Genomic DNA, 14,496 nt, shown 5'->3' with positions numbered 1-14,496 from the left:
CACGTGGATGCGCTACGGCACAACCATGGTGCCGATGCCGACGTCGGTGAAGATCTCCATCAGCAGGGCATGGGGGGCGCGCCCGTCAATGATGTGGCAGCGCAGCACGCCCGCCGCCAGCGCATCGAGGCAGGCCTCGACCTTGGGGATCATCCCCGATTCGACCTGCCCGCTTGCGATCATGGCCCGCGCGCGCTCGGCGGTCAGGGAGGACACCAGCGAGCCCTCATCCTTGACATCGGCCAGGATGCCCGCCACGTCGCTGAGGACGATGAGCTTGGTCGCCCCCAGCGCGCCCGCGAGCTTGCCCGCGGCGTGGTCGGCGTTGATATTATAGGTGCGGCCGTCCGCGCCGACGCCGATGGGCGCAATCAGGGGAATGTAGCCCTGCGCGCTGACGGTGCGGATGAGAGTCGGGTCCACCTCCTGGATGCTGCCGACGAACCCGAGGTCCACCTCGCCGGTCTGCTTGGTGACCTTGAGCATGCGCCCGTGCGTGCCCGACATCCCCACCGCCTTGCCGCCGGCGGCATTGACCGCCGCCACCAGGTCCTGGTTGATGCGTCCCACCAGCACCATCTCGGCGATGGCCATGGTCTCCTCATCGGTGACGCGCAGGCCGCGCACGAAGGCCGGCTCCTTGCCCAGCCGGCGCATTAGGTCGCTGATCTCCGGGCCGCCGCCGTGCACCAGCACCGGGCTCATCCCCACGTAGCGCAGCAGCACCACGTCCTGCAAGACCATAGCCTTGAGCGCCGGCTCGGTCATCGCCGCGCCGCCGTATTTGATGACCATGGTCGCGCCCCAGAACTCGCGCAGATAGGGCAGCGCCTCGATCAGCGTGTTGGCTCGCTGTTGCAGGTTTTCCATCATGGCCCCGCGATCACGTGGTGTAGTGGGCATTGACGCGCACGTATTCCTCGGTCAGGTCGCAAGTCCACACCGTCGCCGACTGCGGGCCGGCGCGCAGGTCGAGATCAATCACGACCTCCTTCTGCTGCAGCGCCGCATGGGCGCGCGCTTCGTCAAACGGCAGCATGGCGCCCGCGCCCACCACCGGGATGCCGGCCAACAATAGCTCGACCTTCCCCGGATCGAACTCCACGCCCGCCGCCCCCGCCGCCGCCAGGATGCGCCCCCAGTTGGGGTCGGCGCCGTAGATCGCGGTCTTGACCAGCGGCGAGTTGGCGACCGCCATGGCGATCCGCCGCGCCTGTTCGTACTCGGTGACACCCGAGACCCGCACCTGGATGGTCTTGGTCGCGCCCTCGCCGTCGGCGACCATGGCGCGCGCCAGCCGCGCGGTGATGAAATCGAGCGCGCGCTCGAACTTGCGGCGGTCCCCCTCCTGTCGCACCTTGGCCCCGGAGGCGCCGCTGGCGAGCGCCAGCACCGTGTCGTTGGTGCTCATGTCGCCGTCAACGGTGATGCAGTTGAAGGAGCGATCCACCGCCCACCGCAGCGCCAGGTCGAGCTCCCGCGCGCCGATGTCGGCGTCGGTGGTGATGACGCAGATCATGGTCGCCAGGCAGGGCCCGATCATCGCCGCGCCCTTGGCCATGGCGCCGACGCGCACCGTGCGCCCCTCGATTTCCATCTCCAGCGCCAGCTCCTTGGGGCGCGTATCGGTGGTCATGATGGCGCGCGCCGCCGCCGCGCCGCCGTCGGGACTGAGCGCCGCGCGGGCGGCGGGAATCCCGGCGCGCAGCGCCTCCATGGGCAGCGGGCGACCGATGACTCCGGTTGATGCGACCAGCACCAGTTGCTCCGCGATCCCCAGCTCGCGCGCCGCGATGGCACCCATTTCCTCGGCATCCCGGCGGCCCTGCTCGCCGGTGCAGGCGTTGGCGTTGCCGCTGTTGATGACCACCGCCTGCGCGCGCCCGCAGGCGACCCGCGCCTGGTTGAGCAAGACCGGCGCGGCCTTGAACTGGTTGGTGGTGAAAACGCCCGCCGCAGTGCAGGGGCGGTCGCCGGCAACCAGCGCCAGGTCCGCGTCGCCGCTGGGCTTGAGGCCGCAGGCGACCCCCGACGCGCGGAAGCCCTCGGCGGCGGTGACGCCTTGCCCCTCGAGCGCGTGCCACAGCAGGGCGCTGACTTCGTCGTGTTCGTGGCTGTCTTCAGTCACAGATGGCTCCGCGCACAGCCGAGGGCGGCTGTGCCACAGGGGATGGTCCTGCCCTACGGATACGGCCCCGGCTCGGCGATGGCGGTGTCCTCGTCGAAGCCGCACATGACATTGAAGCACTGGACGCAGGTGCCGGACAGCCCCTTGCCCAGGTTGTCTATCGCCGACAGGGCGACCGCCGTGCCCGCGCGCTCGTCCACCCGCGCGGTAACCTGGCAGAGATTGCCGCCTGCGGTCTGCCGGGTGTGCGGATAGGTCTGCTCATCGAGCACCTGCACGAACGGCTCGCGCGCGTAGAAGCGCCGCATCTCCGCGATCAGATCGCCCGCGCTGCCCGTTGCCCGCAGCGGCGCATAGGCGGTGGTGGCGATGCCGCGCGTCATCGGCACCAGGTGGGGCGCGAAGGTGACGGTGACGGCGACGCCGGCCAGCGCCGACAGCTCCTGTTCCATCTCCGGCGTGTGGCGGTGATTCGCTACCTTGTAGGCGGCGACGTTCTCGTTGGCCTCGGGGTAGTGAAAAGCCAGCTCGAGCGCGGTGCGCCCGGCGCCTGAGACCCCGGACTTGGAATCCACGATCATATGGCCGGCGTTGACCAAGCCGGCGTTGACCAGCGGCGCCAGGGCCAGAATCGCCCCCGTGGGGTAGCACCCCGGCGCCGCGACCAGCCGCGCCTCGCGCATCTCGGGGCGGTGCAGCTCGGGCAAACCATAGACCGCCTCCACCAGCAGCTCGGGGTGCGAATGCTCCATGCCGTACCAGCGCGGATAGGCCGCCGGGTCGCGCAAGCGGAAGTCCGCGCTCAGGTCAATCACGCGCTGGCCCCGCGCCAGCAACTTCGGCGCCAACTCCATCGCCTTGCCCGCGGGCAGCGCCAGGAACACGAACTCGGCCTGCGCCGCCAGGCTCTCCGCATCGAGCGGCTGCAATTCGAGGGCGACGCCGCGCAAGTGGGGATACACCTGTTCCAGCGTCTTGCCGGCATAGCTCTCGGAGGTGAGGTGGACGAGCTCGACCCGCGGGTGGCGCTTGAGCAGCCGCACCAGCTCCACCCCGCCGTAGCCCGTCGCTCCTGCTATCGCCACTTTGATCATGACCGAGCCGGTGCGCCGTCGCAGGCGCCGCAAGCACCAACCTGGCGACGGGGATTCACGCTTGGCGACTAAGGCCGGCGGCTAGCGCCGGCGCGTCATTATACTACATCCGCGCCGCGTGGGACAACACAAACCATTTGTGGGGGTGGGACCGCGAGAAGTTGGGGGCGGGCGCGCCCGATGCACCCCGAGGAATCGAGGTGCCGCCTCCAGCTGTGTGCCTCGGCCCCCTCAATTACAGACAGTCACACCCGCCGGCAGGCCGCGCCGGGTCGGTGCTACCGCATGAGCCGGTATGCCGGCAGCGGAGGCGTCGGTCCCGCGGAAGGGGACGCGGCCCCGAAGGGAGCGTACGTAGGCGAATAGGGTGTGGAGCCCGGCGCCTGCGGGAGCGCGCCGGGGGTGGTGAGCGCCGGCTGGTAGAAGCTGGGTGCGATCTCCGTTGCTTCGCCCCCGGGCACCGCCTCGAACCGCCACAGCCTGGACGCGACATTACCGCGCTGGTCGCGTGCGCTAACGGTCACCACATGCCATCCCGAGGGCAGCGCAACCGCGCCCGCGTCCTCGCCGACGCCGTGGGTGAAGTACCCGGTGTAAGGATCATAGTCGGCCTCGACCTTGGCCCCGTCGAGCGTCATTTCGAGGCTGGCCAGGTCGAGACCGCTCTCCTCGTCGAACACCTGGGCGCCAATCGTCTTCGGCACGCTGACGCCGGTGACTTGGCTATCGGCCGGGGTCAGCATCGCGATCGTCGGCGGGGCCGGGTCCGAGCCCTGAGTATCGAACCGCGCCAAGGTTCCGTCATCCCACACCACGTACAGCGAACCATTGGCGAAGACCGCCGGCGCCACCAGGTCGAAGGCTGCGTCCACCCCCGCCGCCAGGCCCGGCGGCCGCGCCAGGTAGCGCCAGCGCGGCGTTCCGGTCGCGGCATCCACCGCGTACACGGTCCCGCCGACGGCACCCATTATGACCACATCGCCCACCACCGTGGGCGCGGCCGACATCGGGGTGTGGAAGTCGAAGGTCCACAGCACTGCCCCCTTCTGCGTGTCCACCGCCAGCACCCGGCCGTCCACCAGCGCCAGGTAGAGGCGCCCATCGGCGAAGGCCGGAGCGCCCGCCACGAAGGAACTCACGTCGAGCGCCCATCTCTGGGTGCCGCGCAGGCTCAGCGCCCGCAACTCGGCCCGGCCCGCGACATAGATGGCGTCATCGGTCACCACCGCGGAATGCATCAGCGCGCGGCGGCGGGGGACGGTGAACCGGATGCGCGTGCGCCCGTCATCCGTATCGAGGCCGAACACCTGCGCGTCCGCGGTGGTGACGACCAGCAGGTCGCCCTGCACCGCGGGCGCCCCCCATACCTCGTCGGTCAACCGCACCGTCCATCGCTGTGCCCCGGTTTCGGCATCAATCGCCGTCACGCGCTGATCGAGCGACGCCGCATACACCACCCCGTCCGCCACCACCGGCGCCGCCCGCACAAAGCGCGCCATCGCCACCGCCCACGCCTCCGTGCCGTCCGCCGCACTCAGCGCAATGACCTTGCCGTTGTCAGCGCCGAGGAAGACCTTGCCCTCGGCGTAGCTGGGAGCGCCCAAGACGGTGGACCCGGCATCATACCGCCACAACTGCGCGCCGGTAGCGAGGTCGAGCCCATACACGGTGGACCCGGCGGCGACAAATACCCGGTCGCCCGCGATCACCGGGGGCACGCGCCGTCTGGAGGCCTCGGTCGTGAACTTCCACACCAGGCTCAAGGGCGGAGTGAAGGCTTCGGCGCTGTGGTTCAAGCGCTGCGGCCCATTGCGGTACATCGGCCAATCGGCGCTGCGAGCGGGCGCGGCGGTCGCCGCCGCCAAGGCCGCAGTCACCACCACTGCTGCTGTGCGCAGTACGCGATCCAGCATGAACGACCCCTTCGCGCGCATGGGCTGCCTCCCCGCAGGCTGCGGTATTGCAGGTTATGCGCCTGAGTATAGCATACGTGCCGCGTGCAGACAAGCAGTCCCGGCCGACCGAGCTGGCCGACCGAGCCCCCCGGCTCCGAGGAAGCGCCCCGCCCGGTGTCCCGCTGGCCGCCGGCGCCGCCGCCAGTGCGCTCAGGTGGCTGGAGACGCACTGAGCGCCTCCAGTAACTCGGCCAATGACAGCGAGGCCCCGCACACGTACTGGTCCGCCGCTCCATAGTAGATGACCAGCGCCTCCCCCTGCACGATCGCCCCGCAGGTAAAGACCACGTTGCCGAAAAAGCCCTCGACCTCGTAGGGCGCCTGCGGTTGCAGCAGCGGCTCAACGGTGCGCGCCAGCACCCGCTCCGGGCGCTCCAGATCGCACAGGACGGCCCCCAGCGAGTAGCGCTGCGCCGCGTCCGCCCCGTGGTAGATCGCCAGCCATCCGCGCTCGGTGCGCAGGGGCACCGCCCCGCCGCCGATGCGCTCCGAGTCCCAGCAATCCGGGCGGCGGCTCATGACCAGGGCGTGGTCGCCCCAGTGCCGCAGGTCGGGGGAATAGGCCGCCCACAGGTCCAGCGCGCGAATGTGATGACCCACCGGCCGGTGGTGGCAGACGTAGCGACCGTTGACCTTTTCGGGGAAGATGGTGACATCGCGGTTCTCGGGGGGGAAGATCAGCCCCCGCCGCGCGAAGCTCTCGAAGTCCGCCGTCGCGGCCAGCGCGGTGGCGATGCCATGCTCGCTGACCGCGGTGTAGCTCACCAGGTAGCGTCCCGCGAGCGCGGTGATGCGGGGGTCCTCCACGCCGTAGGCTTCGTACCAGGTCGCGGGGGCGAGGGCGGGCTGGTCGGCGACGGTGAAGTGGCGTCGGTCCGGGCTGCGGGCGAGCCGCAGGTGGGAGATCGAGGTCAGATAGGTCTGCCCGCGGTAGGTGAACAAGCGCGGATCGCCCCCGACGAGATCGGGATCGTCCTTACGCACCCGCAGCAGGCGCAGGGTCGGAGGGTCAACGCCCGCGTCCAGCATGGGGGCGACCAGCTCACCGGGCGTCTCCGGGCGCGGGCGCTCCGCCACGCGCACCAGCAGCAGCACCTCGCCGCCGCAAACGATGGCCCCCGCATTCATCGTCGAGACGACCTCCCATCCCTCGCGGGAGGGGCGCACCTGGCCCGGCGAGATCAGCGGATTCTCGGCGAAACGCTCAGCGCGCAGTATCATCGTCGCCCCCCGCGAGTCCGGCCATCCCGGCGGCCTCCACCGCCATTCGCAGCGCCTCGCGGGCGTCCTCGACGCGCAGGCGCGGGCGGTGGTCGGGCCGCTCCAACGCCGACAGTTGGTCGGCGAAGAAAGACCTGATCATGTCCCCGTAGATTGCTCCCTTGTCGTCGCTGAGCCGCCGGCGCAGGCTGACGCGGGCGGTGACGCGATACCCGTGACCGCGCCCGCGGCACAACTGCTGCGGGCCCGCATAACGTTCGATCATTTCCAGCTCGGCATCGCCGCCGAGCTCGACCAGGCGCGCCTGCTGCTCCTCGTCCACGATGCCGTTGACCTGCAGCTCGACCGGGATCCAACCTCGCACCACCAGCTCCCCGCGCTCCAGGACTATGCGGTGGTCGGCGCGATCCAGGCGCACCGGCTGATCGAACCCGTGGTACTGCTGGCCGACGACCCCACCGGGGTGGCGCACCGCGCACCCGGCCCGGTCCTCCTGGCGTCCTCCGGGCCGGCGCTCGACGTGGGCCGCCAGCACCTCGCCCTCGCCCAACCACCACCGGTAGAGGTCGAAGAAGTGCACCGCGTGCTCGATGAAGATGCCCCCGCTCTGGCGGCGATCCCAAAACCAGTGGTTCGCGGGCAGGCGCTCATCCTCCGCATAGTTCTCGAACAGGAAATGCAGCGGCGCTCCCAGCGCGCGGCTCGCGATGATCCGCCGCACTATCTCCAGCAGCGGGTTGTACCTCAGCATGTGGTTGACGACGAGCAGGCGTCCGGCCGCCGCCGCCGCCGCGATCATCTCGTCGGCCTGCCCCAGCGTCAGCGCCAGCGGCTTCTCGCAGATGACGTGCTTGCCGGCCGCCAGCGCCTGCAGCGTCAGGGGATAGTGGGTGTGGGGAGGGGTCGAAATCAGCACCAGGTCCAGATCCGACCGCGCCAGCAGCTCCTCGGGGGTGGCGCAGGCGGTGAGGTCGAATTCGCGCGCCGCCGCCGCCGCCGCCGCGGCGACGGCGTCAGCCGCCGCCACCGGGCGCGCTCGCGGCCAGCCGCGCAGGCGCTCCAGGCAGAACGAACCGAAGCGGCCGCAGCCGATAAGCCCGTACCGCCACGGGCGCGCATCACTGGCGCCCCCACCGGCGTTGATCATGGTTCCTGCGCCCCCTGCGGACTGCCGCCCTGGGCTCGACTGCGCTCGGCCATGCCGTACCGACGCTATTTCTGGCGGGCGCGCAGGTCGGCGGCGCGGGCGTCGAAGGCGGAGCCGCCGGCGTAGATGCTCACCCCGTAGGCGCGAATCGAGCCGGACAGGGCGCCGTCGCTGACGGTCACCGTGTCTCCCTCAAACAGCCGATGGAAGGACTTCCCCTCGTAGGCCTCCATGCCGCGCAGGGAGAACACGCGCGGCTCGCGTTCTTCGTTCACCACCAGCAGGTAGAGATCGCCCGCGTACTTCTTGGGCATCACCCACAGCCCGTGGTCGCCGGAGCTCCCGCATTCAACCAGCTCGGCCTGCGGGCGCCAGGCGAGGGTCGGCGCCTCCCAGACGGGTCGCAGCGCGGCGAGTTCGCCCACCGTGCGCTTGATGCTGGTCCACAGCTCGCAATCGTCCTCGATGGAGAAGGTGCCGAAATAGAGGATCCCGGTCGCGCCGTGAACCAGCGCGCAGTAGGCCATGAACCGCGTCTCGTCGTAGGTCGGCCGGCGGCCGGTTTCGCGCTGCTCCGGGTGCGCCTTCTGGCTCTCCGGCGAGTCCAGGTCATACCACCCGCAGCCCTGCAGCACCATCCACACGGGCCGGCCCTGGCCCGCCAGCTTCATGCGCTCGGTGTAGCTGCCCACCGCCGCCAACGACCGGTCGCGCAGGTCGCTGTGGCCGATCACGTCGGGGGGAACCGGGTAGATGTCGCAGCCGCAGATGTCGCAGGCGCGGTTGAACTCAGCAAGGGCGGCAACGCTGTTGCGCGGGGCGTGGTTGAACCACAGCGGGTGGTCGGCGTCCAGCCGCTTGAGCAGATAGTAACCCTGTCGAAAGCCCTCGGCCGCGACCTGGGCGAGCGCGGGCGCCTCCGCCATGCCGTAGGGCGCCGGCGGCGCTTGCTCGCCAAGCTGGGCGTACAGCTCCTGACGCGCCGGCGCCTCGCGCTCATAGTCGGCCTCGGCGTGCGCCGCATCGAACCTGGCCCAGGCGCCGTCCAGCGCCGACGAATCCTGGCCCCCGGCCTCGGCCTTGCGCTTCGCCACTGCGTCCCGCAGGTGCCGATACTCGGTCCGCTCCCGCGCCTTGACGTCATGGAAGATGTTCCACAGCGCTTCGTCCGGGCCTTCCCACACCAGCAGCGCCGGGTGCCCGCGCAGCGCGTTTACGGTCGCGGTCAATGCCTGGCTGCGCTTGTCGCCCGCCGTGGACAGATTGAGATTGCCGCCCAGGTTGACCCATCCCCACAGGTTGTGAGCCGCCAACTGGTCGAGCGCCTCCGTGGTCGGCTTGGAGTACACCAGGTTGAAGCCGGCGGCCGCGAGTTCGGCCAGCCCCTCGTCGGTTTTCGGCCGCTCGTAGCACCCCAGCACCAGCATGCGCTGACCGTTGACCATCAGCATGCCGTCAGCGTCGAGGTCGCTTCTGGTGCCCGCCCCATGCGCGGGCACCCCCAGGACCAAGAGGGCCGGTATGATGCACAAAGCGTCGATCAGGTGTAGATTCACTGCGTCCACCTCCGATGGTCAGCAAGCTGATGCGATCCGCTGACGCAGATGGCTTCCACCCTCGGGGCTTGGTATCCTTTGCCGGTGGTGGTGGCGATGCCACAGGCGGTGGTGATTCCGTGCGGTCCACCGTGCGCCAGCAGTAGCGCCCCACCGCACAGAACATCAGACCGAGATGATGCATTCCGAGCGTGGTTCACCCAACGAGTGATGTCACCCCGAGCCCTTCGGCAAGCTCAGGGCAAGTCCTCCAGACCGGCCCGTCCGAACGGTGTGGCATTGGCTCCTGGCCTGCGACTTGGGTAGGCTGAGAGCCTGCCCTAACATGCGGGTCGGTCAGGAGAACTTGTCCTAGCGAAGTCGAAGGACCCACCCCACGCAGCGGCGACCGCACCCGCTACGCCGTTATCGACCACACCGACTGACGCTGCACCCAATCCCTGCGCTGGCAGTTCACCCACACAAGTTGACACCACCGGGGCGGATACGTCTTGTCATGCGGTGGTGGATATGCTAGGATGCTCATGGAATAAGCGAGAAAGAAACCCTGCGGTGCACGTGACTTGTCATCAGAAGTTTTGAGCCAACACTCAAAAACTGGGAGCTTGAGTCCGGGCGCCGAGTGGCAGCTTCCCGCACAGCGGGGAGAATCGCGAAGCGGTCGGCGAGAGCACCCACCTGCTTAGGCGGGTTCAAAAACGGAGAGACACACGGCACATGCGGGGTTTCTTAATTGACCGGCTCCCCCGATGAGATCGGAGGAGCCGGTTGGCGTTTGGGACCTCGTGTTGAACCAGGGGGAGCACAGATGCGGAGGCGTCCATCCGAGGTTAAGTCTCTCTGCGACCCCGGCGGTCTCCGCGGTGAATGACGCTCAATACTTCGGCGGGATGTCGCGCCCGCAGAAGCGGCAGACGGTGGCCTCGTCCTTGATGATCTCCGCACAGTGGGGGCACTTGCGCAGCTTGCCCGAGGGGATGATCCACAGCAGCACCCATCCCAGCGGCAGCAGGAGGATGCCGGCGAGCGCGCTGACCAGGGGCGTGTGCCCCTTGGTGGTGCCGATCAACAGCCCGACAAAGGCGGACACGAGCAGGACGAACACGGTAAGGAAGAGTATCATCCATGGCTCCATGGCAGCGCCCCTCCGATGGTGCCCCATTGTAAGCGTCGGTCACAGGGGGTGTCAAGGCAGGGGAAAAGGAGGGGGCGACCGTTTCTCGTTGGGATGGCTGGGCGCACACCCGGGCGCGACCTCGTAAGGGCAAGGCATGCCTTGCCCCCACATCCGTGCGGTCCGGAGACTACGCGCCCAGGGTGGCCTCAACCTTTCGCGGTCACACCCGAAAAGAACAGCGTTGGGGACAGCCCCCTTTTCCGAGAACGGCCGAAGCATAGCCTGAAGGAGGTTTCTGCCTTACGGTGACAACCGGAATGCGAGAAGCTCGCAGCAGAGCGGCGCCTGATAGGCTCTGACGCAGCTTGCCAGCTGACCCCATTGACGCTCGCACAATGAAGTGATGCGGGAATTGGCGCTCCCGCCCGTGCGAGCGTCTTCCGGCCGCATGTCGCGGTTACTTGGTTTGGCGAAACATAATAGCGCAGGAGAGACGCGGGTGAGTGCAATAAGCGAGATGACAGCCGATGTCGTGGTTGTTGGAGCGGGCGCGTCAGGAATCCCTGCCGCGCTGGGCGCGGCTCGCGCCGGAGCGACGGTGCTGCTGCTTGAGGAACATCCCGTAATCGGCGGCGCGGCCGTTGATATGTATGTGTCCATGCTCTGTGGCGGGCCGATCACGGGCGTTCTCGCGCAAGCCCATGCCATGCTGCGGGAGCGCTACAGCATTCTGCCAGGTGTCGTCGCCGGCGAGTGGTTTCTGCCCGAGAGCCACCAACGGGTCTGGCGGGAGTTGATCGCCCGGGAGCCTCGCCTCACGGTTCTCGTTGGCGCCCGCGTCATTGGCTGCGAGGTGGCTGAGGCCGACGGGCGACTCGTTATCATCGGCGTGGCTGTTGAGGGCGCACATGGTTGCCGACTTGACCTCCGTGGCCGGGTCTTCATAGATGCGACCGGGACCGGCGCGCTCGCACTGGCGGCTGGCTGCACCGCCATGTACGGACGCGATTCGAAGGAGGACTTCAGCGAGCCCCACGCCGTTGCCGAGGCGGACGAGGTGGTGCAAGCGTGCACGTGGATGTACGTCAGCCAGCATCTCGGCGCGCCGAAGCCGTTCGACATGAGCAAGCTGGAGGCTTCGCGTTTGGTGCTGGTGTTGGGCTCCAACCAGTCGTTCCCCGGGAATCCGGAAGCGGCAATGAGGGCAAACCCCGGCATCTACCTGCACTGGGGATGCAGAACCGACTGCAAGGATACGCGCGACCCAATCGAGCTTGGAGCAACCCAGACGGAGGCGCTTCAAGAGATGGATCGCGATCACGCGCTGCTGCGTGAGAACGGGTTCGCGATCCACCTGGCGCCGCGGATCGGTGTCCGGGAATCGAATCGCATCCTTGGGGAGCACGTCGTGACTGAAAACGACCTCCGGTCCGGTAAGCTTCCCGACGACACGATTGCCATAGGTGACTACCCGCTCGACATCTGGAGCGATGACTATCCCGGGTTGGACGAGGGCCGTCTCCCCGGCTACGGCATACCATACCGCGCGCTAGTGCCCAAGGGTGTGGATGGCCTTCTGCTCGCCGGGAAGTGCATCAGCGGGTCGCACCTTGCGATGAGCGCTTATCGTGTCCAGCCCATTGTGGCCAGCATCGGCCAGGCGGCCGGCGTGGCAGCCGCCTGGTGTGTTCGGGAGAAGTGGCAGCCGCGGCAGGCGGATCCGGCGGCGATTCGGCCCGTCCTGCGCGGTCAGGGTCAGAATCTCCAACTCTCCTTTGACTGAGCCATCGAATCTCCGCCGACAAAGCGCCGCCGAACCGACAAGCTTCGCTTCTCTGTCACCTTACTACCCGCATCGCGGAGCTCCGTAAGTAGGTAACTCTCAGGGGCGAACGCGTTTGACACCGACCGCATGATTTGCTATACTCGCGACCGTGGTTGGCCGGAGCGACTGGTGGCGGATGGAGCGGATTTCCGGCACCCAGAGGTAAGGGCACAATCGACAGGCGAGAGCTTCGGGTGAACCAGGCGATCCGCGTTCCGCAGGTGCGGGTGGTGGACGAGAACGGGGCGCAGTTGGGGGTCGTCTCCACGCGCGAGGCGCTGCAGACAGCGGCGGACAAGGGATTGGACCTGATCGAGGTGGCGCCGGCCGCGGACCCACCGGTCTGCCGCATCATGGACTTTGGGAAGTTCAAGTACGCCCGGAGCAAGCGCGACCGCGAGTCCCGCAAGAAACAAAAGATGGTGGAAGTGCGGGCAATCCGGTTACGCCCGCGCATCGAGGAGCATGACTTCAACGTCAAGCTCAAGCTCCTGCGGCGACTGCTGACCGATGGCGACAAGGTCAAGCTCGACCTGCGGTTTCGCAGTCGCGAGTTCACCCATCCGGAGTTCGGGCATCGCGTCCTCAACCGGCTCGCGGAGGCGGTTGGCGATCTCGGCCAGGTCGAGAAGTCGGCGGGAATGGAGGGGCGCATGATGACCATGGTCATTGCCCCCAAAATGGAGAAGGTGGAGAAGCCCGCCGCCGGGACCGTCGCAAAGGCCGACCAAGCAGTACGCACCGAAGCGCCCTGACGACCGGGCGCACCCGCAGTATCATCTGCCGCGGTCGCCGCTTGCGACGGCCGCGGTCGCTGTCTGGGGCGGCGCCAAGGTTGGTGGAGGTAGATTGATGCCCAAGATGCGCACTCACAAGTCCGCCGCGAAGCGCTTTCGGGTCACCGCCGGCGGCAAGATTATCGGGCGCCATACGCACCGGAGCCACCTGCTGACGCGCAAGAGCGCCGCGCGCAAGCGTCGGCTGGGGCGCCCGCTGGAGTTCGTCGGCGGTGACGCCAAGCGCATTGAGCGCATGCTGCCCTACCACGCCAAGTAGGCGCACGCACCCCGCACCGGCGCCTCCCTCACCAGGAGCGTGATTGAGCGATCGCCGCACCCCGGCCCTGCCCCTTCCCGCTGCGGGAGAGGCCGGCGCCCAGGGTGATGAAACTGCGAGACGAGGAGCAGACGGGAGACCACCATGCCTCGAGCGCGAAAACAAGTCGCCGCCCATCGGCGCCATAATAAGATCCGCCAGCAAGCCAAGGGCTACTGGGGGGCGCGCCATCGCTGGATCCGCCCCGCCAAGGAAACCACGATGCGCGCGCTGGCCTACGCCTATCGCGACCGCCGGCAGCGCAAACGCGACTTCCGGCGCCTATGGATCGCCCGCATCAACGCCGCCGCGCGCAGCCATGGCCTGACCTACAGCCGCTTCGCCGAGGGGCTGCGCAAGGCGGGGGTCGGGATCGATCGCAAGACGCTCGCCGACCTTGCGGTGCGGGACGACACGGCGTTCGCCGAGCTGGCCAAGCTCGCCCGCGCGCACGCGACTGCGCCCGCCTCCTGAGCCGCTACCGCCGCCCCCGCCGCCATCGGCCCAAACAAGCAGCACAGCCACCGCTGGTGGCTGTGCTCGTCGTTCGCGTTCACGCCGCAACCGCGACCTGGGCCTCAGCCGACCCACCTGTGACGCGACGCCGCGCCCGGCGTTCCCGCCTCAAGTCAACTCCCATCTGCGGGCGGTCGGCCGGTGCGACCTAGCTTTCTTTCTCTTTGGTGCTGCTGGCACCGGGCGCTACCGGCGGCGGAGGCGGAGTGGCTTCGGCCTCGGCAGCCAGCCGCTGCTCCTCCTGCGCGCTGCGGATCTCGCTAATGCCGAAAGCGAGCATGCCCAGGCCGATCAGCACCAGGGTCAGGGCGATGGCGGTGCCGATCACGTACTTGGCCTCGTCCCACCAGGTGACGATGAGCACGATGCCGAGCACGAGGAAGATGATGCCCAACAGGATAATGAGCGCCTTTCCCATGACTAGCTGCCCTCCCTTGACTTGGTCAACTCTACGCCGCACAAACACATTTCTGCCCACCGGCCGGGATTCCTCTTGCCATGGGCGCCCAACCGCGGGTGCAGGATGGCGCATGGCGGGTACCGAATGCTCGGGCACCGCGCGCTGCGTGACCCGGGGATCATGCACCGTCGCGAACACCGCAGCCCCCAGTCCCCGGCCTCGGGTATGACCGAGTTTCGCCCCTGAGCCCCGACTGGATCGAGGCCGGCGGCTAGGTCGCATTACGACCGCCGTGGCGGTGGCTAGTGCTCCGTCAACCATGTTTCGAGGGATTCCTTGGGCGCGCGATGTCAATCGCGCGAAGCCGCCCGTAGGGGCAAGGCATGCCTTGCCCCTACCTGTGTCGCGCCCGGTGCGACCCCGAAGAACACCCATCAATTCA

13 protein-coding genes and 1 other RNA gene are annotated in these 14,496 nt (G+C 68.4%); 5 read left to right on the top strand and 9 right to left on the bottom strand.

The features are described 5' to 3' along the window. Positions 1 to 12: 12 nt before the first annotated feature. From argB to VM221_12470, 7 genes are all read right to left on the bottom strand, one after another. Positions 13 to 870: an acetylglutamate kinase gene (gene argB / locus VM221_12500; GenBank protein HUT75639.1), complete on the bottom strand. Its 858-nt coding sequence runs from the start codon at positions 868 to 870 to the stop codon at positions 13 to 15. A gap of 13 nt (positions 871 to 883) precedes the next feature. Next, complete coding sequence (argJ, locus tag VM221_12495; protein HUT75638.1) at positions 884 to 2,128, bottom strand: bifunctional glutamate N-acetyltransferase/amino-acid acetyltransferase ArgJ; 1,245 nt, start codon at positions 2,126 to 2,128, stop codon at positions 884 to 886. 53 nt (positions 2,129 to 2,181) lie between these two features. Next, positions 2,182 to 3,255, bottom strand: a complete 1,074-nt coding sequence (gene argC, locus VM221_12490) for an N-acetyl-gamma-glutamyl-phosphate reductase (protein HUT75637.1) — start codon at positions 3,253 to 3,255, stop codon at positions 2,182 to 2,184. A gap of 245 nt (positions 3,256 to 3,500) precedes the next feature. Beyond that, positions 3,501 to 5,156, bottom strand: a complete 1,656-nt coding sequence (locus VM221_12485) for a PQQ-binding-like beta-propeller repeat protein (GenBank protein HUT75636.1) — start codon at positions 5,154 to 5,156, stop codon at positions 3,501 to 3,503. Between the two features lie 171 nt (positions 5,157 to 5,327). Next, entirely contained in the window at positions 5,328 to 6,398 is a 1,071-nt protein-coding gene (locus VM221_12480) for a glycoside hydrolase family 130 protein (protein HUT75635.1), read from the bottom strand. Then, positions 6,382 to 7,545, bottom strand: coding sequence for a Gfo/Idh/MocA family oxidoreductase (locus VM221_12475; protein HUT75634.1), 1,164 nt, complete (start codon positions 7,543 to 7,545; stop codon positions 6,382 to 6,384). The genes VM221_12480 and VM221_12475 overlap by 17 nt, the downstream gene beginning before the upstream one ends. A 65-nt stretch (positions 7,546 to 7,610) precedes the next feature. Continuing rightward, positions 7,611 to 9,101 (bottom strand): hypothetical protein, encoded by a 1,491-nt coding sequence (locus VM221_12470; GenBank protein ID HUT75633.1) that lies wholly within the window; start codon positions 9,099 to 9,101, stop codon positions 7,611 to 7,613. A 541-nt stretch (positions 9,102 to 9,642) separates the two neighbouring features. Here VM221_12470 and ssrS point away from each other — a divergent pair. Next, positions 9,643 to 9,831, top strand: a non-coding RNA gene (ssrS, locus tag VM221_12465) — 6S RNA. A gap of 144 nt (positions 9,832 to 9,975) precedes the next feature. On the opposite strand, the gene VM221_12460 is transcribed toward ssrS, so the two are convergent. Continuing rightward, a complete protein-coding gene (locus VM221_12460; protein ID HUT75632.1) occupies positions 9,976 to 10,236 on the bottom strand; it encodes a zinc ribbon domain-containing protein in 261 nt (86 codons plus the stop codon). Positions 10,237 to 10,717: 481 nt separating this feature from the next. Between VM221_12460 and VM221_12455 the strand changes: the two genes are divergently transcribed. The 4 genes from VM221_12455 (at position 10,718) to rplT (ending at position 13,612) form a co-directional block, all read left to right on the top strand. After that, positions 10,718 to 12,001 carry an FAD-dependent oxidoreductase gene (locus tag VM221_12455; protein ID HUT75631.1) on the top strand — a complete coding sequence of 428 codons (1,284 nt, stop codon included), beginning with the start codon at positions 10,718 to 10,720 and terminating at the stop codon, positions 11,999 to 12,001. 236 nt (positions 12,002 to 12,237) lie between these two features. Continuing rightward, positions 12,238 to 12,798 carry a translation initiation factor IF-3 gene (gene infC, locus VM221_12450; GenBank protein ID HUT75630.1) on the top strand — a complete coding sequence of 187 codons (561 nt, stop codon included), beginning with the start codon at positions 12,238 to 12,240 and terminating at the stop codon, positions 12,796 to 12,798. A gap of 97 nt (positions 12,799 to 12,895) precedes the next feature. Continuing rightward, entirely contained in the window at positions 12,896 to 13,099 is a 204-nt protein-coding gene (gene rpmI / locus VM221_12445; GenBank protein HUT75629.1) for a 50S ribosomal protein L35, read from the top strand. Between the two features lie 144 nt (positions 13,100 to 13,243). Beyond that, entirely contained in the window at positions 13,244 to 13,612 is a 369-nt protein-coding gene (gene rplT / locus VM221_12440; protein ID HUT75628.1) for a 50S ribosomal protein L20, read from the top strand. A gap of 190 nt (positions 13,613 to 13,802) precedes the next feature. On the opposite strand, the gene VM221_12435 is transcribed toward rplT, so the two are convergent. Next, complete coding sequence (locus VM221_12435) at positions 13,803 to 14,072, bottom strand: hypothetical protein (protein HUT75627.1); 270 nt, start codon at positions 14,070 to 14,072, stop codon at positions 13,803 to 13,805. Positions 14,073 to 14,496: the final 424 nt, after the last annotated feature.

This window comes from Armatimonadota bacterium (assembly GCA_035527535.1).
In the GTDB taxonomy this organism is placed as follows: Bacteria; Armatimonadota; Hebobacteria.
This window is presented reverse-complemented; position numbering and strand designations above follow the sequence as displayed.